Origin of the sequence: Bradyrhizobium sp. (genome assembly GCF_019244115.1) — a bacterium.
Classification (GTDB): Bacteria; Pseudomonadota; Alphaproteobacteria; order Rhizobiales; family Xanthobacteraceae; genus Bradyrhizobium.
This window is the reverse complement of sequence record NZ_JAFATE010000399.1, coordinates 38,290-60,298: the sequence shown is the minus strand read 5'-3', so window position 1 is coordinate 60,298 and position 22,009 is coordinate 38,290. Positions and strand designations below refer to the sequence as shown.

The window sequence follows — 22,009 nt, the reverse complement described above, 5'->3', positions numbered from 1 at the left end:
GGACGCGTTGCCGGTCACCGCAGGCGGCCACCAAGTGTATGGAGTCTCGATTTCGCCTGGAATGGGTTATCGCAACAACCGGACATCGCGCGTTGCGGTCAAGGGACAACCGGAAGGAATGCACATGGTTTCTTCCGGCACCCATTTCAATTCGGGCTGCTGTTTCGACTATGGCAACGCCGAGACGAGCGGTAATGACACCGGCGCAGGCCACATGGATGCCGTCAACATCAGTCGAGACTTGGAGTGGCCCAACTGCCGCAACGGAGCAGAGGTCGGGGTGGGCGCCGACCTGGAAAACGGAATATTCCACTGGGACAAACGAAGCTGCAATCCTGCTGCTGACATCAGCGGCGGACCACGACCCTTCATATCAGCATGGTTGAAGAACGATGGTCAGACGAAGTTTGCGCTGAAGTGGGGCGACGCACGGTCGGGCGGGCTCAACACAATCTATTCCGGCGCCCTTCCAAGCGGATATGCGCCGATGCGCCTGGAAGGCGCGATCATCCTCGGCATTGGAGGAGACAACAGCCACGCCTCCGCAGGCTCCTTCTTCGAAGGCGTCATGACTTCGGGCTTTCCCACCGACAGCGCTGACAACGCGATCCAGTCCGACATTGTCGCAGTCGGCTATGGCGCACCGACCGGCCTATCTGGAACGCTGACACCGGGATCGGAAATCTCGCTGCAAGCGACCACGCCATGCTGCACCGGAGACTATATCCGTAACCAGAACGGCGCCGCCGTCATTGCACCGATCACATCCGGCAGCGCCGAGCAGGACAAGGGCGACTCAACCTGGATCGTCCGCCGCGGCCTCGCCGACTCGGCATGCCTCTCCTTCGAATCGAAAAGCAATCCGGGCGACTTCTTACGGCATCAGAACTCTGCTCTGCATATGCAGCCATTCGACGGGACCGCTCTGAACCGGTCTGACGCAACATTCTGCCCGCAGCCGGGCAAGGACGGCAAAGGACCTTCGTTCCGCTCGCTCAATTACCCAACGAAACATATTCGCCACTACTACGGGAAGCTTTATATCGCGAGCGACGGCGGCGGCACCAATCCTTGGGACACCAGGGAGCTTTGGACCGACGACACAAGCTTCATGGTCAGCCCGCCCTGGTTGCCATAGGACCGGGCTTGCGCCTCGATCAACATTCATCTCGTGGAACAGTAACGGGCGTGATCGGCACGGCTTAAGCTTGCGAACTTGTGACGTCGTGCGAAAGGTCACACGTTTGCCGTCCATCTCGTATAGACAGATAAGGGTGTCGCCGGGGCAGGGCCCGAAAATGCGTCGCATCAGATCCGCAAGCTTCGCAGCTCTGACTTTTGCCGGCCTGCTCGCGGTTCCGCTGCACGCGCAAAATGCCGCGATCGGCGCCAACGACGCGGCGGACGGCATACGCGTTCGCGTCGGTGTGCCCTACGTGGCGCGCGGGCCAGGCGCGATTGCCGACAGCTGGTTCACCGAGTTCAAGCTTCCCGGCGGGCGCTATCGCGGTTTTACCGCGCTTGGCAGCACGCTCGCCATCGACGGCAAGGAGCCGTACAGCATGGGCGGACCTGGGGCGACCGTGCTGAAGCCTGGAGGGCAGCCCATCGTCCTGCGGCGAGTGGATTCAGCATGTGGAGCTTCAGGGGAACACACTGCTGGGCTGGGTCCACAACGAGACCGCCTGCAACTATGCCAAGGGGCAGACGCACGCTTCGATGACATTCGCCAGGTCGTCCGACTATGGACTGACCTGGAAGATCGAGGGACCCATCATCACCGGAACGGATCCACCGGCTGCCGGGAAGGGAACCGGCGACAGCTGTCCGACCGTGATCAAGGGTAAGGACGAGTTCTACAACAACGTTTGAGAACGCCCACAGGACCGTTTTTCTCGAGGTTCTTTATCGGCATCATCCTTGGTTTGGTTGCCGAGTTTGCGTTCATAGGACCGTCGACAAGGCTGATGATGTCGTTTTCCGCTGCACGCGCGATGGATCGGAAGCAGATCGTTGGCTGGAGATTCCAGCATGGATGTTCGATCGGACGGCATGCCTTAACGCCAAGCTTTTGACAGCTCACCCGTTTGTTAGCGTCGATGCACTTGCCGCGCTTTCTGCGCTTCTCGATCTGGCGTTGAAGGATCGAACGCCATCAGCTGTCCTGGTTTCTGGCGCATCCAAAGGCTCTCACGACCAGAATCGGGGAGCGAATCATGGCACGCCAGACGGCAATGCAAGGGAGATACCGACACAATCAAAAACCGCGATTGCAGCAGCAGATAAATCTGTTCGGAAGCGGCCTGTTGAACAGCGCCATCGGCGCGCCAGCATGGTTGGAGCTGCCGGCGGAAGCACGGGCGACCCTGACCAGTCTGATTACCCAGTTGATCCTCAACCACGCTGCGGCGACGGCAACGCCGCGCGCGAAGGAGGTCGGTCATGATCTCTGAAAAAGTCAGATCTCATCATCTCGCGCGCAAGGCGATTCTTTACGTGCGTCAATCCTCAGCGCATCAGGTGTTGCACAATCGCGAGAGCAGCGCGTTGCAGTACGCCATGCAGGATCGGCTGACGGCGCTCGGGTGGTCAGAGATCGAAGTGATCGATGATGATCTCGGTCGTTCGGCCGCCGGCGGGGTCCAACGCGCCGGCTTCGAGCGGATGGTGGCGGAGGTTTGCCTTGGTAAGGTTGGTGCGGTTTGCGCCCGCGAGGTGTCGCGCTTCGCTCGCAACAGCCGGGATTGGCAACAACTCATCGAGATGTGCCGTGTGGTCGATACCGTTCTGGTTGATCAGGAGACCATCTATGCGCCGAGGCACGGTAACGATCGCCTGTTGCTCGGGCTTAAGGGCAGCCTCAACGAGTATGAACTGGATCTCTTGCGCCAGCGCTCGCTCTCGGCCCGCTACGAGAAAGCGCGCCGCGGCGAGTTAGTTGTTGCGGCGCCAGTCGGCTTCGTGAAGGCCGGCGACCGTTATGAGAAAGATCCGGATCGGCGTGTCCAGGCAGCGATCAAGCTGGTGTTCGACAAGGTTGAGGAGCTGGGTAGTGCGCGACAGGCGCTCTGCTGGCTCCACGAACACAATCTCGATCTGCCGGTGAAGCAGATCAACGGCGATACGGCCTGGCGGCGACCGAGCTACTCCGCCATCCACCGGATCATTGAGAACCCGGTCTACGGCGGCGCCTATGCCTATGGTAAGACGGCTGTTGCGGCGGGATACAGCGCCGATGGCATGAGCGTGAAGATCCGCCGCAAGGCACGGAAAGAATGGTTGGCGCTGAAGCCTGATACCCACGAAGGGTATGTTAGCTGGGAGAGGTTCGAGACGATCCGCACCATGGTCAGCAGCAACGTTCCCACCGGTCGGCATCACGGCGCGCCCAAGCATGGTGCCGCACTGCTGGCCGGTCTGATCCGGTGCAAGCGCTGCGGCCGCAAGCTCACACTCCGGTACTCCGGCGTGAAGCGCCATATCCCGCGCTACAGCTGCAGTCGCGCCTGGATGGACAATGGCGGTCCCCACTGCATCGCCTTCGGCGGACTGCGCGTCGATGATGCAATCGAGGAGGCATTGCTTGGTGTCGTCGGTCCGGGCGCTATCGCCGCGGCAAACGCTGCCGCTAAGGAAGCCGGGGAACGGCGGGATCAGGTGCGCGAGGCTCTCAGTCGCGACCTCGAGGCTGCGCGCTATGCCGCCGACCGGGCCTTCCGGCAGTACGATGCTGCTGACCCCGCGAATCGGCTAGTGGCGGGCGAGCTTGAAGCGCGCTGGAACAAGGGCGCTCGCTCACGCAGCGGAGGTCGAGAGCAAGATCGCCATGCATGATACGGCGAGGCCCGCCCCCATTGCTGAACCAGCTTCGCTCGGCGTTCTGGCCTCGAACCTCAGAACGGTCTGGGATGCGCCGACGACGGATGCGCGCCTCAAGAAGCGCATTGTGCGCACCGTCATCCATGAGGTCGTGGCCGATATCGACGATGCGGCCTCCGAGATCGTCCTCATCGTCCACTGGGTCGGCGGCGTTCACAGCGAGATACGCCTGCCCAAGCGCCGGCGCGGGCAGCGTAACAGCACCTCCGCCAACATCATCGAAGCTGTGCGCCAACTGGTGCTGATCGCCAGCGACGATCTGATCGCCGGCCTCCTGAACCGTAACGGCCTCAAGACAGGTAATGGTCATCGCTGGACGCGCGAGCGTGTCACCTCGATGCGCTCGAACTATCGCATCCCGGTGTTCAAGCCCGCTGCAGACGGGATCGAGCCCTGGCTAAACCTGAGCAACGCGGCAAAGCTCCTAAAAATTGCGCCCAAGACGCTCCGGCTCGCCGCTGAAGCCGGCGAGATCGCAGCCATCCATCCGCTATCGGACGGCCCGTGGATCTTCGCCCGCGACGAGCTGATAACAACAGCTGCTCAATCTATCGCCGAACGGGCGCGACAGAACCCGAGATACCCCACGGGATCGCATCCAAATCAGCAAAACCTCTTCTCTTCAACAACATAGACAGATGGGTGTTCTGATGCGCAGTTGTACTACGCCTATTGCCTGCGCAATGGCGGACAATCCTGGAATGGCGGCTACACGTTTCTTGCCCGCGCTCCGGCAGCGCAGCCGGGGCCGGGAAACTGGAAGAAATTTTACAACGGTGCCTTTGACCAACCGGGTGTCGGTGGCTTGTCGAGTCCGGTCGGCGAATTGGCCGTCGGCTATTGGCTAACGACCGACAAGACGGTCAGCATCAAATGGGTGCGGGGCGGATTGGGCATCGCGCTGTCGGAGGATCGCATCCATTTCACCGACGCCCTCGCCGAGCCGCTCATGCTGACCGAGCCGGGCAACTGGTCGCGCCACAACGGCTACGAGCTGACGGCGTATCACGATCTGATCGATGCCAAAACCGGATTGAACCTGCTCGGCGATCACTGGCTGATGGCCTACATGTACATCAAGCCGAAGGAGAGGTTCGACAAGCGCTATCTGGTGTTCCGGCCTGTCGATGTCTGGCCTTCGCGGAAAGCCGACGAGCCAGCCTCAGGTGTCATGCTGGCGCACGGGTATGATGCCGCCCATCACGATCCCCTCTCGACCATCGCGCCGCTGCCGGGAAACTGGAGCACCTATCGCCTGGTCGAGCAGTCCGGCTGTCTGATGACGGCGCCCGATGCGACGCGCAAGACAGTCGCGCTCGAAGAGTGCGTCAGCAAATCGCCTGGGCATCCCGATCACATTCTGACCGAGAAGGGCGTATGCGAGACCCAGGACTTCGAGCGCGTGCGCGCCGCCGGATTTGCGTTCGCCACTCAAGAGCCCGACACACAGCCGCTCTACCGCTGCTTCTCCGAAGCAGAAAAGTCGCACTTCGCCTCCAACAGGGAGGATTGTCAGCAGATGGGCCGGCGCGAAGCGTTGCTCGGCTTCATGCTGAAGGATTGACTTCTGGTCGGGCTGATCTAGATCGGGATATTCAGATGCCCTTCAGGAAGGGCAGACGATACTCGGTCCGAGCCCCCCGGATGCCTGACTGCTGGAATCATGCTGATGCCAGTTTCGGTTTTCATGAGTTCTTTCCGAAATGTCTCCGTACGGCCAATCCCGGATTCCGTGCCGATTCCCGTCGATTCGCTCCGAACTGAACCGTAACGCGATGTCGATCGCAACTAGACATGGCGCCAGAGAGTGATCCCCATGCAGCTGATCCACCTTCCGACGCTGGGCCCCCGGTACTGGACCGCGCTCTGCCTCGCCAGCATTTTTGGCGCGAACATGGGTGATTTTTTCGCCCACAACCTGGGGCTGGGCCATGTTGATGGACTGCCGTTCCTTGCTCTTGCATTCGTCATCGTGCTGGTGGGCGAGCGGTTCGATCGGGCCGTTCATCAGGCTTACTATTGGACGGCGATCATTATCGTCCGAACGGCGGCCACCAATTCTGCGGATTTTTTGTGCGGCGATATGAAACTGCCGAGGCTTTGGGTGATGGCCGGGCTCGCGGTGTCGCTCGCCATCGCCGTCGCATCGAGTTGGCAATGGCTGTGGAGCCGGAAGCCCGACCAAGGCGATGCCGCCGTGCTGCGTGCCGACTCCGGCTATTGGATCAGCATGTTCATTGCCGGCACTTTGGGCACGGTGATCGGCGACTATTGCTCGCACAATCTGCATCTCGGCGACGCCGCTGCCTCGATCTTGCTGAGTCCGATCTTGGGATTGCTGTTCGTGGTGGCTCGCGGCGGCCTGTTGCGGTCGCTTTGGTTCTATTGGCTGACGGTCGCCATGGTCAGGGCAGCGGGAACCGCGGTCGGAGATTTGATCGCAAGCCGGGGCATGTTGGGTCTTCCGCTGAGCACGCTGGTAACCGGCATGATCTTTGTCGGACTCCTGATCGCGTGGAAGGAGCCAGCGCGCCCGAATCTGGTCGAGGCAGGTACCTGATCAGCCTCTACAGCAGACAGTCATTATCCTCTGAGACTTTATCGGCCGATGATGTCGCCTCTCAAAGGCTGCGACGCTAGTCTATAGATTAGCTCTCCACAGGGGTTCCAGCCCGCTCGGGCTGGATGGTTATTCTTTCGGATCAAGAGTAGCCAATACGCTCGGTGGTGACATTGGGAGGCCATAAAAGCGCTCTGGCGGCGCATTGTCGACCGCATTGGCGACGGCCGCCATGACCGGCACAAGTGGCACATCGCGCCACCGTTACACCGTGCGGATGCTTCGGGTCGGCACTTCGACCATCATCGTGTCGATCATCGGTAGGTCCGAGCATAGCGGCATGCGCTAGTTAGTGGACGACGCTTGAGTTATCGACCTGGCTATCCCCAATTGTAGATATACTTCCTTTTTCAGAGCCCAGCTGATCCCGTGCGCGACGAGCAGCCGTTGCGTGCGCTTGGCGAACACGGCGATATCATCAAGCGGCTACACAAGAGTCGTATCGCTCCGGCGGCGGCCGCCTTGTGTGATTTGGCAAGCCGTCTGAGGTTGTGACCTTAAATCTAGGCTTAAGGTCATGAGCGCATGCAGGTGAAGGTGTTGGGCGCTGAACGTCGGCGCCGGTGGAGTTACGACGAGAAGGTTCGTCTGATCGAGGAGACTTTGCGAGCTGGCGAGACTGTCTGCGGTGTAGCCCGCCGGCATGGATTAGCTCAAAGTCTGCTGTTCACGTGGCGTCGGCAGGCGCGGCAGGGCCGCTTGGGCAGCGAGGCCGTTGCGGCTCTCGTTCCTGTCGAGATTACGTCTACGCCAACTCCGGTACCGGCGTGCGCACCGCAACCGCCGTCTTCGCCACCTACGCAGCGCACCAAGGCTGGAATCATCGAGATCGAGCTTGGCGGCTGCCGTGTGCGCGTTGACCGTGACGTGGACGCCGAGGCGCTGCAGCGGGTCCTTGAGCTTCTGAGACGGCGATGATCCCGATCCCGAGCGGCGTCAGGGTCTGGATCGCCACCGGCCACACGGACATGCGCCGAGGCATGCAAAGCCTGGCTCTCACGGTTCAGGAGAGCTTGAAGCGCAATCCTCATGCCGGCGATCTCTACATCTTCCGAGGCCGGCGTGGCGATCTGGTCAAGATCCTGTGGCATGACGGCATCGGCCTCTCGCTCTATGCCAAACGCTTGGACCGCGGAAAGTTCATCTGGCCTTCGGCGTCGGACGGCGCAGTATCGATCTCAGCGGCGCAGATGGCCTATATGCTTGAAGGGATCGACTGGAGAAATCCACAGCTGACCTGGCGACCGCAGAGCGCAGGCTGAACGAAGAATCTGCGGTTGCGGGCATTTTGGGGAGTCCCAACGCATCCAATCTGTGATTCACTACTTCGCATGGATGCTGAGCGCGAAGCGATTCCGGATGACATTGCGGCCCTGAAAGAGGCGTTAGCCATCGAGCGCGCGAGAGCGTTGGAGATCGCGGCAGAACTCGCGGTCGCGCGCGCAAAAGCCTCGAACGATAGCGCGCTGATCGCCCAGCAGAAACTACGGATCGCCAAACTCGAGCGTCAGATCTACGGACAGCGGTCGGAGCGTTCGTCTCGCCTGATCGAGCAGTTGGCGCTGACGTTCGAAGAGCTGGAGGCCGACGCTACTGAAGATGAGCTGGCAGCCGAAAGGGCTGTGGCCAGGACGACGACAGTGCGCGGATTTACGCGCAAGCGCGCCGAGCGCCAGACGTTCCCCGAGCATCTGCCACGCGAGCGAGTGGTGATCGATCCGCCGACGGCTTGTGAGTGCTGCGGCGGCAACCGCCTGCGCAAACTCGGCGAAGACGTGACCCGGACGCTGGAATCGGTGCCGCGTCAGTGGAAAGTAATTGAGACGGTGCGGGAGAAGTTCTCTTGCCGTGACTGTGAGAAGATCAGTCAGTCGCCGGCGCCATTCCATGCCATCGCACGGGGATGGGCCGGTCCGAGTCTCTTGGCCATGATCATGTTCGAGAAGTTCGGTCAGCATCAGCCCTTGAACCGCCAGGCCGAGCGCTACGCCCTCGAAGGTGTGCCGATCGCGCTGTCGACGATGGCAGACGCCGTGGGATCGGTCTGCACGGTGCTTGATCCTCTGCTTCGCCTGGTCGAAGCCTATGTCATGGCGGCCGAGCGGCTTCATGGCGACGATACGACCGTGCCGGTGCTGGCCAAGGGCAAGACCGACACGGGGCGATGCTGGATTTATGTCCGGGACGACTGGCCATTTGGTGGCGCTGGCCCGCCTGCTGCGATGTTCTATTACTCGCGCGACCGCAAGGGCGAACATCCGCAGGCGCATTTGGCGCGGTACGCCGGCATCCTGCAGGCCGATGCCTATGACGGGTATAACCAGCTCTATCTAACGGGGCGTACTCCCGGACCGATCCGGGAAGCAGCGTGCTGGGCGCATGCGCGGCGCCCGTTCTTTGCCATGGCCGACATTGAAGAAAATGCGCGGCGCAAGGCCGCTGGCAAAAAGGAAATCGCCCTGTCTCCAATCGCGATCGAGATGGTGCGTCGGATCGATGCGCTGTTTGAGATCGAGCGATCGATCAATGGCAAGAGTGCGCAGGAGCGTCTTGAGGTGCGGCAGACGCTAAGCCGCCCGCTGGTCGAGGAGCTTCAGGTCTATATGCGCGAACAACTCGCCAAGCTCTCCCGGGGACACGACCTGGCCAAGGCGTTCAATTACATCCTGAAGCGATGGGCGGGCTTCACGCTGTTCCTCGAGGACGGACGTGTGTGTTTATCCAACAATGCCGCCGAAAGAGGTCTGAGAGGCATAGCGATGCCTGAGGCATTGTGCATTCCTTCTTTAAGTGTCTGTAAACATTGGAATCGTGTCCGTGTCGTCGACGCGACACGGGCGACCCTTTCGGGCTATCGCAGATTTCACCGCTTCCGACGCCAAGTCTTCGGCGTGAATCTGGTGCGGCGCGCCGGGCACAACCTGCACCGCCGGCAGTACGCCGGATTTGATCAGACGGCGTACCGTGTGACTTGTGACGCGCAACGCTGCGGCCGCTTCGGTCAAGGTCAGCCATTCGCCATCTTTTTCCGCAGATCGGTAGGCATGGATACCGCGTACGCGGCGAACTGAAGAGACGCGATGCGCCGTCCAGGTCTTGCCCTGACCGGTTGGCAGCCCCATCCGATTAAGCGACGCGGCGATATGCTCGTCTGACCAGCGACCGGCCATGCTGCGCATGACCGCCAGCGCATCCTCGGTCGTCGCGCAACCATGTTCTCCGGTTCGCGGCTTACGCACGCGCAGCTCGGAGTGTTGGCCGCCGCGCCAGTGAATCGTAAGCACGACGTCACGTGCTTCTTCGTCGACATCGACGATGATGTCGACGATCAAAGCCCGCAGCAATTGTTGGCGTGCACGCATCGTGACGCCCGGCGCATTCCAAGCCTCAGAGAGGTTCTCTGCCAAATTGGCAAAAGCATTCGGATCGACTCCGATCTCCGCTTGCTTTGCGGCCGGCCGACGTTCCTCCAAATCGCGGACGCGGCGGAGCGCGTTCTCCCAATTCTTCTCCAGCTGTGCCGCGATGAGACGATTGTCAGGATCGCAAGCGGCATACCGACGCTCGGCCAAGTTTGCCTCGTAGCGCGCCTGCTGCAGTTCCAGATCCAGGATTCTCTGTTGGTCTTCCTCTTGTTCTCGATACATCCGTTTCGCCCTGAACGCGGCTTCGATCGCCATTGGTTCTACAGCCCGGAGCAGTTCGCTCGCGATCGCGGAATCGACCCGCGTACCTCCGAAAGTCATGCACCGAGGCAAGCCCATCATAAGGTTTGGCTTGTAACAGCGATAGACCGGTCGACTTTGCAGATTGCCAGTATAGGCGACGCTAAGCCGTCGTCCGCATCGTCCGCAGGTCATGATACCTGAGAGAAGCGCTCTTCCGCCTCGCCCTGTTTTGACGCCTCCGGCACGGCCGTAATTGTTGAGGGCGAGCTGCTTCTGGTTGCGCTCGAACTCGTCCCAGGTGATGTAGCCTTCGTGATGGTCCTTGATCATCACTTCCCACGTCCCAAAGGGTTTGCTGTGCCCGTAGCTTCGTCGTGCCCTCCCATCGACGATGGTGGTGCGCTTCTCGCTTTTTCCGTAAACATAGACTCCTGCGTAGAACGGATTCTTGAGAACCGCGATGACGTTGCGATAACGAATCGGCATCCATTCGAAGCTGGTCATGCAGCCTTCGTCGGAGGGCCTGGGGAAATGGATCTGACCGGCCTTCATCGAAAGCAATACCTGGCGCGCGCTGCCAAGCTGGCGGAAGCGCGTGAAGATGAGTCGGATCACTTCCTGGAGGCGCAGGTCAGGATCAAAACCAAGTCCCACTTCGCGATGCCACACATAGCCAAACGGAACTGACAGTCGCAGCTCACCCCGGCTCGCCTTCGAGCGGGCGGCGTCTAGCATTCGCGCGCGGAGCACGCCCAGTTCGAACTCGCTGATGCTGCCCTTCATGCCCAGGAGCAAGCGATCATTGGGCCGGCAGGGATTGTAAACGCCGTCGAGATCGATGACGCGGGCGTCGACAAGCCCGCACAATTCGAGGAGGTGATGCCAATCCCGACCATTGCGGGCGAGCCGCGACGCATCGAAGCACAAGACCGCACCGACCTTGCCGGCGCATAGCCATGCGACCAGGCGATCGAACCCAGGGCGCGCCACCGTCCCGCTTGCTGATCGGCCGAGATCGTCATCGATGATTTCCACGTCGACAAATCCGCGCTGGCGGGCAATGTCGACCAAATCATATTGGCGACGCTGGCTCTCGAGATTGGTCATGACCTGGGATTGCGTCGACTGGCGCACATATACGACCGCCTTGCGTTCAAGAACGGCCGCAGGAATCAGCTCAGAGCTTGTCATCTTCAAGCTCCTCGACGTTGAGGCCGGCCGCCTGCATCAGTATCTGCGCCAGTATCAATACGACTTTGTTCCGCTCCGCGGGACTTATCCCTTCCGATCTCCTGGCGTCGAACAGCAGGTTCATCTGCCGACTCGCTATTGTCGACGGCAGCTTGGGATACGTCATGGTGATTCTCCTGAACGATTCTGGCATCGCCGCAGGAGTGTGTCGTGTTGGCGGCGCCTATCAACAGCCGCTTCAGTTCAACAAGTGCCGCGAGGTCCACGCGCGGCGTGCCCATGCACATCCCGGCGCAAATGACCGGATCGAGCATCCAGTCCGCAATGGTAACGACCACGCCCGCCGGACCCATAACGCTCAGGAATCGACCGGTTGCTCGCTGCGCTATGCGCCGGATGCCGACCTTGCAGCCAAAATAAGGATGCCAGCGATATTGCACCTCCAACTCCTGCCCGACATGGGCAGAATGAACGGATGATGGCTCTTGGACGGAAGTCCTGGCTCTTCTGCGGCTCTGATCGTGGTGGGCGGCGCGCGGCGGCCATGTACAGCCTGGTCGTCACGGCAAAAATGAACGGTGTCGATCCGCAGGCCTGGCTAGCCGATGTACTTGCCCGCATCGCCTCCCATCCGGCTCATCGGCTGGACGAGCTGCTGCCCTGGAATTGGACGCCAGCGTCAGCGATCTCCGCCAGAGCGGCATAACCATGCACGTCAACAAGGTTCATCACGTCACCACCATTACTCAGGTCGCGAAGGACCTCGGCGAAGACGAGGACTGGCTGCGGGACGTCGCCAACGAAATGGAGATCGAGGACGGCGTCATCTGGGTCTATGGCGTCGGAGAAGATGGTATCCAGGCGTTCACCGACTTCGGAATCGAAAATCTGACCGAACTCGTCCGCATGTACAAAGAAAGTCCGGGGTTGCTCAAGCGCTGGCCGCCCGAATAAGCTCATCGGCTGGGCCTACGCCGCATGCTTACCAAGAGTCTCGCAAAGACTGATGTATCTTGTGCGCCATCCTCCTGGGCGATCGAGAGCGGACGCCCACGGTGAACCGATGATCGGCCGCGTCACGAAGTGCTGGAGGAGCTTCAAGCCACCGGATATTCAAATGTTAATTGGGGGCTAGCCCTCAGCTAGGTGAAGCGGGATATGGCAAATTCGGAAAGACTAAGGCCTATGAGCTGATCGCCCACGAGAGGATCAGGGCCTACAAAATGGGAGGCAAGATCATGATCAACCTCGACGGCGTGGATGAATATCACACTTCGCTGCCGAGGGTCGAAACGAGAGCAAGCTAAGCCGCCGATCTGCGGAGCGGGACGGCGGGTGCACCGTCGTGCAGGCTGTCGAGGCGATCGACCAGTGCTGCATTAAACGCACGCGTTCGGGCCAATAGGCCGCACGGTTAAAGATGCCGTGGATCTTGTTCTTGTCGCGCTTGCCAAGTTGGCGCCGCACCACCTCATCGCGCTGTCGACGCTTTTTTCTCCGTCTCGTGGGCGAGTTGGACTCCACTACGTCGCCGTCGAACCGTCGAACGCGCCCTCCTCGTTGAGCAAGGTCGACGCGATCGAGCGGAAGCCGCGCGCAGTGGTCGCCGCCTGTGCCAGAGCCCACGATCTGCAGCGCCTCTTTAAATTGTGTTGTCGGAGATTGGCATGCCATCGTCACTGGGCGTCCATCGGATCGCGAATTAGCTTCGCGCGATCAGCGCTTTTGGCGTCGGTCTCGCGCCAGCGCAACAGAGTTGCCCCCCGTCCCCGCCCGCCGGGATTTCGAATCAGAGTCGGCTTTCGATTCCGGTCGGAACGTTGTGGAGACCGAAACGGCATGGACCGCGCCCTGCCGCCAGGGAGCCTGCTGTATTATTTTTTTCAGCTAATACGGCAGGTCAGCTTGTTGGTACTTCTGTTGGTATCGGCAGCAATCGACGATGAAAGCTACTTCAAATTCAGATAGTTATGGGATTAGGCGGTTATCGGCCAAGGACACCACGCCTAAAATATTGATAATATCAATAGTTTATGCAATAACTTGGATTTCTGCTTTTCAGGACAATTCTCACGACGCATTGAAAACACAAGTAAAAATTCACCCCAGCCGTCCGTCTTGTTGGCATTTTTGTTGGTATCGCGAAGCCAAACGTTCGCGACGAATTTCGATATTCCGATATTCCGAACGAGGGAATTGGAGCAGATGGCCCGCAAGAACGATGGCGCGAGTGCTAACTCGAACACGTCGACTGCCACGCCGCCCAGCCTTTCCAGCAATGGACCAACGAGTGGCTCGCGAAGAAGGCGGAGAACCTCAAACGCGGCAGCCTGACCGCTGCCCTCCGAAGGCAGATGTCAAGCTGTTTTGCGGGGAAGAAAAATGAAAAAGACAACGTAGTTTGAAAGACTTAGAAGATCGACTCGGACTTGCTTCACGGTCGTCGAGAATCCGCGTAAGCACTGCGTAAGCAGCGCTGGCACCCGTAGCTCAGCTGGATAGAGCGCTACCCTCCGAAGGTAGAGGCCACGTTCGAATCGTGTCGGGTGCGCCATTGCTCCTAATGGCAATGTGCCTCCAAGATCTTCGTTTGAGCGGATCCCGTAGTTCGCGAGCCCGAACTGAGTCGTGAGTCTCATCCTACTACGCCGCGCGCGGATCGCGGCGGCACAGCAAGGGCGAATGTCGCTGCGAGTGCCCCCCGGATCTATTGAATCCGAGTCACTTGCCAGGAGCTGAAATCGCGGCTAACGCGGACCACCAGCGTTGGCACCTTGCTCTCAGTCAGGTCCAGGTTGGTAACGCCGTACACATATTCGCCATCCTCGACCCCTTGTAGGCCGACGACCCACACCGTCGCAAAGAGCAACGGATCGGGCAGCTGCTTGGCCACCTGGTTCGGATACCAAACGCCTGCGCCGGCTTCGAGAACCACGATCAGGGTCTTGCCTTCCGCGTAAGCCACTCCACCTTTCTTACGCTTCAGGTTGATCGCGTTCAGGATCAGAGTCTCGGCGTCGCCAGCTTCGCCGGGGCGAAGCCTCGGCACAATGACATGCTCCGTTGGCCAAGTCTCGCCGGTTTTGACATCGCGGATGATCCCGTCGCCGCCGATGGGATCGCTGCAAAACGTCAGTTCGCCTTCGGTCGCCGCGTTCGTCGCGACGCAGACGAGCCAGTTCGCCAGAATCTCGCGCGAGCGCATGCCACCGAACTTGTCGAACGGCTTGCCGGTCTGGAGGTGCTCACCATTGCGCACGAACGGTTCGAGCTCCTTCAGCGCCAGCGCGAGGCTCTTGAATTGCGTGACCTGATGCTTCATGCGTCAGGGTGTGCCCGATTTTGCGCGGCCGATCAACTCATCGTCGACGGCGTCGAGGTAATGGTTCCGCTCGTCGCTCAACTGATGCCAGAGCTTGTAGGCGGCGTCCGTGCCGCCGACGTCGATGATCGGCGTGTCGAGCCTTTCGAACGGATTAAATTGCGCGACCGGCATCAGGCTGTGCGAACGGCCGCCCGCAAACAGCAGCCAGGCCGATATCGCTTCGGTCACGCGCGCTAGCGCCTTGATCGCACCGGTGATCTTGTTCCCGGTGACGACGAGATCGGCGATGCGCTTCCGCGCCTCCGGCCCGCCCGCATGCGCGAGATAGCCGTGACTCCATAGTGCCAACTCGTCGGCGCCGCTGTCGTCGAGCCACCGCTCGATGGTCGTCAGAAGAGACAGAGGTAGTCGATCCTCGCGGCTTCGTTTCGCCGGATCGACGCCTGCCAGCCGGTCGAATTGCTCATGCGCCATGCGCGACGGTACATGGGCGCCCGGGCCGGACCGTTGCCCCCAGAATGCCCCCTTTCCAGCCTGCGCCAGCATTTCCCGATACTGCACTGCTTCGTAGTCATACGGCAAACCGTCGAAACAGACGCAATTCTCGCGTGTGAACAGATTGAAGTTGCGCCGCAAGTCCTTGACCAGACGTCGAAGCGAGATGATGTCGCTGTTGCCGTTATCCATCAACCGGCGGATAGCCAGAACCTGGGTCGCGATCTGGCCGTCGATCAGCGCCTGGCCGAGTAGCGTGTTGTTGAGAGCGTTATTTTCGTCGTCGATCGCAAACTGCGTCAGCATCTTGAAGGCGACGTCGGTCCAGACCATGGACGACAGCACGTCCCAGATCGCGTGATGTTCATCGCTGTCGATCCATGACAGCGAGAGGCGGCGCTTATCGCGGTACGCCTGAAGCGCGCCGCGCCTTTCGGCGGGCACGTCGCATTGCGTGACCGGATACGAGTAGTCGTTGGACGCGCGGTTCTGACTCGTCTGCATCAACCGGACATTAACCGATTGGCCCGGTAAAACCCAAGCTGGCCCTTCCGACAAGTGCTTGAGGCGTTCGGGGTTCGAGTCGGTGGCCCGCTACATCGCCACTACCGTAGAGGCGCTTTTTTCCTTACGGGAGGTCAGCTTAGCTCGCCCGTAACGACTTCATAGTCTGCCCAAAGCCGCCATTCATTCGCGATCCACGCACGCGAGTGCGTCGAAGCTAACTGCGAAGCTGTCTAGTCACCAATCCGGCGGCAAAATCAAAAACAACAAGGAGGCCATGGCGGGGAGGGAGACAATCATACTGACCTTCCCATCACATTGATATCATAAATGTAATTTTGAGACCATGGAGTAAATACCCGGCATTGTACCCTGCTGCGGTTCGACCCTCATCAAAATTGGCCAAGGAGGAAACCTACGAATGCCGGCTAGAGAACGACCGCAAAATCGCAAGCAACCCCCTCCCTAGTCTCCGGGTCCGAGCCGGGAATTTTCGGAAACCCACAGAGGGGCACATCCGTATTTTTTCGGTACCACCGGGCTGGGCAACCGTAAGGGGACCAACGCCAATGATCAGATCCGAGCGCTTGATCGGCAGCATTGCCATCGTCAGCATCATCGCAAGCTTCGGGTACATCGTCTTGACGATCATCGGCTGATTGCGGCGAGGACCTTCATTCTGTTCACAAATAGTCCCGCGGGCCCGCATTTGGCGCGTCATGCATACGCATTTCTCCGCCTGGTGGTGAGGGCCAGTGCGGAAGCCGAGGCCGCTCATGCGCCGCGCTGTCCGAAGAACAAGGGCTCGTCGATGACGACGTGGTTAAGTTCTCCGCCGAGCTTCTTCAGGCGGTTCACAAGTGTCCCGGGGGCAGTCGGGTCGAGATATCCCTCCATCTTTCCGCATTTAAGATCGCCATATAGCATTCCCATCTCGACGGCGAGGTCGATGTTACGTCGCTTCAGGTCTGCAATCATTCGCGATAGCATCGCCTCATCGCCATAGATGATGAAATCAGGATCGACCATGAACACTTTCACCTGACTGGCGGCCAGCTGCCATGGCGCATGCTCGTCGAACATATCCATGAAGTCGTTGGCCTGTGTGTGTGCTTTTGGCGGTGCCACACCACGGGGTCGACTCCCGAAAGCCAAATTTCCTGTGGCGTGGCGTTGCCGGAAGCAGCAGCCAAGGGAGCGGTCGCGAACAGGTTGGCTACTGCAGTGATAATGACTGTTATCAGAGGACCTTTGACATGGGGTCGCATGATGATCGCCTTGAATATGGAAAACGTCAGAGTTTGATTCTCACTGAACCACGGCCGCAGCGCCTCGATACCGATCGCTGCCCGAGAACTGCGCCTCAAACTCTTGCGGTCTTGCGGCTGCTATTGTTCGGTCAACATTGAAGCGAAACGCGCCATCAAGCCCCGTCACGGCCGTGCTCACCGGAAAACCTAACGACTCCAAGTACAGGAACCGTCGTCCGACCTCGTGTCCCTGATCGTCAACAAACAACACCGCAACGTAGGCCGCATGCTCGGTCCCAATGCGCGCCGAGTAGGGCACCTCGAGCGTGAATGTTGCGCCCGGCGTCACCGGAAATTCGCGTGAATTTTCGTACACCGAGCCGTGTGCATCGACGTCAATCCTGGCGCCCGGAATCTCCTGAACATTGCGGTTGTCTTCTTCGTAGTAGCGCGACTTGCCGATGATCGCCGTCGCGGCGCCCTGGCACCCGCCACATTGCAGCTCCTTGTTGGCGCGCACCACCATCATCGCTTCGGTCGCTTTAAGAAAGACCTTTCCGGTAAGCCGCTTGACTTCGGCCGGCTTATCGCTCACGGCGCCGACGGCAACGAGGGACACCGGGGCAGCGCCGATCGGTTTGCCATTCAGATCGGTCAACCTGCCCTGAAAGTTTGTGCCGTCGTGACGAAGTGTCAGGACGCTCCGCGGACGAAGATATTGAATGACAAGATTGGTGAGAGTGCCGAACTGAGATTCGGGGAGATTCCGCGTCGGAAAAGGCACCCAGGTATGAAAGATCGCCTGGTCGGGGATGAGTCCCAGGCCCGACTCGATGTAGTTGAAGTGCTCAATCGTTCCGCGCGCCCATGCCTCGTCGGTGTCGTCGTTGGCGTTCCCGTTGTAAATCACGCCAAACTTGACGCTTCGCGATCTCACGAATTCAGCCAGTGGCACCAGGTTCTTCATCGAAGCCAACGACCAGCCGACGTCCGTATGCAAGAATGCGAGATTGAACCCGACGGCTTCACGGTAAGCGTCGACCCACTCCTCGGTGGCGTGGAGAAAGTCCGTTGAAAGACCGGCGACTTCGACATCGCCTATCTCCACATTCGGAAAGAGGCTTTTCGCAAGCTTTACGTTGGGGGCTACATCCGCTGCGACCTGTCTAACGGTCAGACTGCATGCTCCGCCGCCTTTGAACTCGTGCCCGTAGTACAAAGGTTCATCCATGGCGATGTAGTTCAATTCGCCGCCCAGGCGCTTGACGCGGCCCAGCAGCCCCTCAACGAGGCCTGGCGCACCATACGCTTCCGTGCTCTGGTTACAGTGCTCCGATCGGGTTGCCATCCCGATTTCCAAAGCCAACTTGATGTTGCGCTTTTTGAGCTCGGAGAAGATCAGTCGCAAGTCCGCCTCGGTTCCTTGCTGCACGAAGCCGGGCCCGATCTTGAATACGTGAATGCTTCCTGCAACGGTCTTCCACCCGGAATCGGAGCGGAACAGGTCCATGTAATCGGCGCTCGCGTTCCACTTGCGAGCTGCTACCGTGACCGGATCGACCGGCCCAAGCCAGATTTCCGGCGTGGCGGCGCTGACGGAAACCGTTGCCATTGCTGCTGGGCCGGCCAGCAAAGTCCCCAGAAGCAAGCGGAGTTTTTTCACGCCACGTTTCTCGCTCTACTTGACCCCGTGCAACAGCAAATACTGCGTCACCAAATAATCCTCGCCAAGGCCGTTCGCATCGGTCATGGACCGTTTCGGAAAAAATGCCCAAGATTCAAAAAGCGCCTTGTCTGGGACAATTCCGAGCTTCGTCTCGATCTCCGTGAAATTCCGAGCCGCGCGGCCGATCCACTGCTGGTCCGATTTGGCTCCTTCGGGAAAGGCAGCGTTGTAAATGAAGCCGAACGGCAGATGCTGCGCCCGAGCAAAAGCTGCAGTCTGCTTCAGGCTTGGCTGCCAATTCCAGTTATCCTCCGGCCAATTGATGTCTATATTCAAGAATGCGATGGGCTTGCCGAGCTCTTCGTTGAAGGCCTGCATCCATTCCCGATATTCGTTCTGCCAGTTGGGCTGCTTGGTCAGCGCGGGAAATGGCTCTGTGTCTCCGATTTGGACATTCGGAAAGACCTTCTGATATTCCTTCATGACGGCCGCTGCCCGTTGGGCAACCATCTTGATCGAGTCATGGCAGGCGTTCGGGCCATTGTAGTAACGTCCGTTATAGAGCGGCTCGTCCATGGTCACATAAACCAGTTCGCCGCCCAGAGCTTTGATACGCCGCGCAATGTCGGCATTTCCCGGGGGATCGGTGAAGCTTTCAACCCCCTTGCCGCAAGGCTCATTGAATCCGACCCAGCTCAGGGCCAGCGACTCGATCGCAAAGCCGATGTGCTTTTCCTTGAGCTTCGCGAAAGCCTTGGCCAGAACGTCATCCGGCACCATCTTGAAGTTGCCGGCAAATGCGACGACGCGAACGTGATTCATAAGAGGGGGCCAGGGCGCGCCGCCCTGCAGGAAAAGCTTTTGCCATCCTTGCTGGCCGTCGACGTCGTGCGCCATCATCGCGTAAGGCCTCAAGAAGAACCAGATTTCCGGCGTGGTCGCGTTCGAGGAAGCGGCCGTCATTGCGGCTGGGCTGGCCAGCAGAAGGCTGGCGACTAAGATCGACAGAAGCTTTGTCACGGGGACACCCCTTTTGTGGCAAGCTCTATTTGCCCGCCCACGCTGAACCAGCGGCTGCGGTGCACCTGCCGCTGTTGCGGTCTCAAGCGTCATCAGAAAAAGCTAGGCTATAGCCCACGGAACAACACTTCTGTGCATTTTGATCTTTACCTTCTTCGGGGTTTTCAAATGCGCCCTTGGCGCAGTGCTCTTGGAAGCCTCAACCACGTCATAGGACCTAGCGCTGCGCGAACGGATAGCCTTGCCACACCCATTCCAGCGCCTCGGGTAGTGTCTGTCCGCGCACCTTGGGAGCACAATGACCTGTGTTCAGCGTGAAGACGTATTGATATTGATACCCCTTTTTCTCGAGCACCGCGGCCATACGGTGATTCGCGACGACCCAGTCGTGCATACCGTCGCGCATAACGTTTGGATTCAGGAGATCCCGATCGGCTACCTGCATCCAGACACGGATGGGCTTGGGTTTGGTGCTCGCAATCAGCCTCTCGTGATAGTTCCATGCGCCGTCCGGACTCGCCGGATTGTAAGGCCATTGTTGGTTCACGAAGGTTCCGGAATAACTGATGACGCGGTGATACCACTCGGGGTGAAACCATGCCATTGTGAAGGCGGCGGCCGCGCCGGAACTACATCCCATCGCAGCGCGTCCGTCCGGGTCGTGCGTGAGTTTGATGTGGTAGCGCGCTTCCACCTGGGGCAGCACTTCGTGCTCGACAAATTCCGCGAACTTACCCGACACCGTATCGTACTCGAGCCCGCGTTCGCTGCCCTGCATGTCGCCGCCACCATTCTGCAACATGATTGCGATCATGGCAGGCACGCGATGTTGGTTGATGAGGTTGTCCAGCACGTGCGCGAAATCCATGTCGGGGGACCCAAGCTTCGGACCATCGTGCACGACGAGTAATGGCGCCTCAGTACCGCTCTTGTATTGCGCTGGAATGTAGACTGTGACGGCGCGCTGCCAGGGCCGCGAGTGTGGCTTGAGAATCATCGTCTTGGGGTTTTTCGGGTCAACTCTGCCGGATGCGTCTGGGGCGATGCCGGGATAGTACTTGCTGTCGTTGGACTGCAGGGTGAATTGACTGACAGCCCCTTGGGGTGTGCCCGGTACGAATTTCCATTCCGGGGCCGGCAGGTACTCGGGACCGATGAGGAAGTCGCCGTTTTGGTTGACCGGTGCGTTCATTCCCGCTGCTCCACGCCGCTCGGCGGAGCCAGGGGGGGGCCCTACCACGGTCCAATTCGGCGCGCCGGGACCGTAGGGGGATCGGAATGGTGGCAAATCGTCATGCGCCTCGGCGACTTGAAGCACTGCGGCACACAGCACGAACAGAACAGCTGATCTCATGGGTGCATTTCATTCAAAATAGCGAGCATCAACATCCGGCAGCACATGGGCTTGTGCCAGCCGCGTTGCAGATCAATTCTTTTGGTATCGCTGGATGTATTGCAGGACGACGTTGGTGAAAGTGCCGGGCTGGCTTTCCGGCAGCATGCGGGTTGGATAGCGCACCCACGTCTCTATCACCGCATGATCCGGATGAACACCGAGTCCCGATTCGACCTCGGCGAAATGATTTGCGGTGTTGTGTGACCAGTTCTCGTCGCTGTTGTTGTTGAAACGGTCGGCGTCGTAAATGACGCCCAAGGGTACCCCACGCTGCTTCAAGACGGCGGCCAGCGGAACAAGATTGCGTACCGCCCCTTCGGACCAGTCGAGATCGGCATGGATGTAAGCGAGCGGCTCGCCGGTTACGGCCTTGTAGGTATCGGCCCATCCGGCCAATTCTTGAATCCAAGGCCCGGAAGCATCGATGACATCGTCGGAGCCAATTTTTGCGCCGGGAAAATACTTCCTGACGATTGCTCTGCTTTGAATGAGAGCTTGAGCGAGCATTTGAGCGGATTCGTGGCAAGCCGTGGGGCTTGAGTCCCTGTGGCCATAATAGAAAGGCTCATCCATGGTTACATATTTCACATCCGCACCGTTGCGGAGCAACTTGTCCAACATGTGCTCCAGCGCCGCCTGGCCCACGTAGGCCTCAGTCTTAGCCCGGCAACGATCCGAGCGGATCAACAGGCCGGTGCCGACTGCAAGCGCGATGTTGCGGCGCTTGAGATCCTTGATCGCCTGCTGCAAGTCGTCATCAGTCGCACGGTCAACATTGGTAGGGGCAAACTGTACGACGCTCACATGGCTGGCGACAGTTGCCCACGGCGCGTCCGGTTTCCACATATTCCCCGCGTCCGTCCGCAATCGTTCCCATCCGGGCGCTGGATGATCGACATGTGGACCGGCAAACATCCAGATTTCGGTGGCGTGGGCCTGACCGGCCAGCAGAAGGCCGACCGCCAATATCGAAAATAGCCTCTCCATCGGTCCAC

20 protein-coding genes, 1 tRNA gene and 2 pseudogenes are annotated in these 22,009 nt (G+C 59.6%); 14 read left to right on the top strand and 9 right to left on the bottom strand.

Translation table 11 applies throughout. The annotated features are described in order from the left end of the window. The 10 genes and pseudogenes from JOZ76_RS17730 to tnpC form a co-directional block, all read left to right on the top strand. Window positions 1-1,138 (top strand): alpha-L-arabinofuranosidase B (locus JOZ76_RS17730; RefSeq protein ID WP_291700225.1); only part of this gene is annotated, 1,138 nt, incomplete at its 5' end. Window positions 1,139-1,635: 497 nt separating this feature from the next. After that, window positions 1,636-1,872, top strand: a complete 237-nt coding sequence (locus tag JOZ76_RS17725; RefSeq protein ID WP_291700223.1) for a hypothetical protein — start codon at window positions 1,636-1,638, stop codon at window positions 1,870-1,872. 344 nt (window positions 1,873-2,216) lie between these two features. Further along, a complete protein-coding gene (locus JOZ76_RS17720) occupies window positions 2,217-2,453 on the top strand; it encodes a hypothetical protein (protein ID WP_291700221.1) in 237 nt (78 codons plus the stop codon). After that, window positions 2,443-3,834 carry a recombinase family protein gene (locus JOZ76_RS17715; protein ID WP_291700219.1) on the top strand — a complete coding sequence of 464 codons (1,392 nt, stop codon included), beginning with the start codon at window positions 2,443-2,445 and terminating at the stop codon, window positions 3,832-3,834. Before JOZ76_RS17720 ends, JOZ76_RS17715 begins: the two co-directional genes overlap by 11 nt. Then, window positions 3,827-4,513 carry a recombinase gene (locus tag JOZ76_RS17710; RefSeq protein ID WP_291700217.1) on the top strand — a complete coding sequence of 229 codons (687 nt, stop codon included), beginning with the start codon at window positions 3,827-3,829 and terminating at the stop codon, window positions 4,511-4,513. Before JOZ76_RS17715 ends, JOZ76_RS17710 begins: the two co-directional genes overlap by 8 nt. A 24-nt stretch (window positions 4,514-4,537) precedes the next feature. Beyond that, a complete protein-coding gene (locus tag JOZ76_RS17705; protein ID WP_291700213.1) occupies window positions 4,538-5,443 on the top strand; it encodes a hypothetical protein in 906 nt (301 codons plus the stop codon). A 252-nt stretch (window positions 5,444-5,695) separates the two neighbouring features. Next, window positions 5,696-6,439, top strand: a complete 744-nt coding sequence (locus JOZ76_RS17700) for a hypothetical protein (RefSeq protein ID WP_291700212.1) — start codon at window positions 5,696-5,698, stop codon at window positions 6,437-6,439. A 585-nt stretch (window positions 6,440-7,024) separates the two neighbouring features. After that, a complete protein-coding gene (tnpA, locus tag JOZ76_RS38270; RefSeq protein ID WP_366112880.1) occupies window positions 7,025-7,417 on the top strand; it encodes an IS66-like element accessory protein TnpA in 393 nt (130 codons plus the stop codon). Next, complete coding sequence (gene tnpB, locus JOZ76_RS17695; RefSeq protein WP_291700210.1) at window positions 7,414-7,761, top strand: IS66 family insertion sequence element accessory protein TnpB; 348 nt, start codon at window positions 7,414-7,416, stop codon at window positions 7,759-7,761. The genes tnpA and tnpB overlap by 4 nt, the downstream gene beginning before the upstream one ends. Before the next feature lie 69 nt (window positions 7,762-7,830). After that, window positions 7,831-9,261, top strand: a pseudogene (tnpC, locus tag JOZ76_RS17690) (IS66 family transposase); the annotation flags it as partial. Window positions 9,262-9,285: 24 nt separating this feature from the next. Here tnpC and JOZ76_RS17685 read toward each other — a convergent pair. Both JOZ76_RS17685 and JOZ76_RS17680 read right to left on the bottom strand, forming a co-directional pair. Beyond that, the gene (locus JOZ76_RS17685) at window positions 9,286-11,358 is read right to left on the bottom strand and encodes a recombinase family protein (RefSeq protein WP_291700208.1); all 2,073 of its coding nucleotides are present in this window, start codon (window positions 11,356-11,358) and stop codon (window positions 9,286-9,288) included. Beyond that, complete coding sequence (locus tag JOZ76_RS17680; protein ID WP_291700206.1) at window positions 11,345-11,524, bottom strand: hypothetical protein; 180 nt, start codon at window positions 11,522-11,524, stop codon at window positions 11,345-11,347. The genes JOZ76_RS17685 and JOZ76_RS17680 overlap by 14 nt, the downstream gene beginning before the upstream one ends. Here JOZ76_RS17680 and JOZ76_RS17675 point away from each other — a divergent pair. From JOZ76_RS17675 to JOZ76_RS17660, 4 genes and pseudogenes are all read left to right on the top strand, one after another. Then, on the top strand, window positions 11,523-11,837 hold the full coding sequence (locus tag JOZ76_RS17675) for a hypothetical protein (RefSeq protein ID WP_291700204.1): 315 nt from the start codon (window positions 11,523-11,525) through the stop codon (window positions 11,835-11,837). The genes JOZ76_RS17680 and JOZ76_RS17675 overlap by 2 nt on opposite strands. After that, a pseudogene (locus JOZ76_RS17670) lies at window positions 11,831-12,064 on the top strand (transposase domain-containing protein); the annotation flags it as partial. The gene JOZ76_RS17675 and the pseudogene JOZ76_RS17670, both read left to right, overlap by 7 nt. Window positions 12,065-12,066: 2 nt before the next feature. Next, on the top strand, window positions 12,067-12,312 hold the full coding sequence (locus JOZ76_RS17665) for a hypothetical protein (protein ID WP_291700202.1): 246 nt from the start codon (window positions 12,067-12,069) through the stop codon (window positions 12,310-12,312). Window positions 12,313-13,837: 1,525 nt separating this feature from the next. Then, a tRNA-Arg gene (locus JOZ76_RS17660) sits at window positions 13,838-13,912 on the top strand. Between the two features lie 153 nt (window positions 13,913-14,065). Here JOZ76_RS17660 and JOZ76_RS17655 read toward each other — a convergent pair. The 7 genes from JOZ76_RS17655 to JOZ76_RS17625 all read right to left on the bottom strand — a co-directional run bounded on the left by JOZ76_RS17655 (window position 14,066) and on the right by JOZ76_RS17625 (window position 22,001). Beyond that, a complete protein-coding gene (locus tag JOZ76_RS17655) occupies window positions 14,066-14,680 on the bottom strand; it encodes a hypothetical protein (protein WP_291700200.1) in 615 nt (204 codons plus the stop codon). Between the two features lie 3 nt (window positions 14,681-14,683). Continuing rightward, complete coding sequence (locus JOZ76_RS17650) at window positions 14,684-15,736, bottom strand: hypothetical protein (protein ID WP_291700197.1); 1,053 nt, start codon at window positions 15,734-15,736, stop codon at window positions 14,684-14,686. A 720-nt stretch (window positions 15,737-16,456) separates the two neighbouring features. Further along, window positions 16,457-16,771, bottom strand: coding sequence for a hypothetical protein (locus JOZ76_RS17645; protein WP_291700195.1), 315 nt, complete (start codon window positions 16,769-16,771; stop codon window positions 16,457-16,459). A gap of 219 nt (window positions 16,772-16,990) precedes the next feature. Further along, window positions 16,991-18,595, bottom strand: a complete 1,605-nt coding sequence (locus tag JOZ76_RS17640) for a hypothetical protein (protein WP_291700193.1) — start codon at window positions 18,593-18,595, stop codon at window positions 16,991-16,993. Between the two features lie 15 nt (window positions 18,596-18,610). Beyond that, complete coding sequence (locus JOZ76_RS17635; RefSeq protein ID WP_291700191.1) at window positions 18,611-19,618, bottom strand: hypothetical protein; 1,008 nt, start codon at window positions 19,616-19,618, stop codon at window positions 18,611-18,613. A gap of 217 nt (window positions 19,619-19,835) precedes the next feature. Beyond that, a complete protein-coding gene (locus JOZ76_RS17630) occupies window positions 19,836-20,810 on the bottom strand; it encodes an alpha/beta hydrolase (RefSeq protein ID WP_291700189.1) in 975 nt (324 codons plus the stop codon). A 234-nt stretch (window positions 20,811-21,044) separates the two neighbouring features. Further along, window positions 21,045-22,001 carry a hypothetical protein gene (locus JOZ76_RS17625; RefSeq protein WP_291700187.1) on the bottom strand — a complete coding sequence of 319 codons (957 nt, stop codon included), beginning with the start codon at window positions 21,999-22,001 and terminating at the stop codon, window positions 21,045-21,047. Window positions 22,002-22,009: the final 8 nt, after the last annotated feature.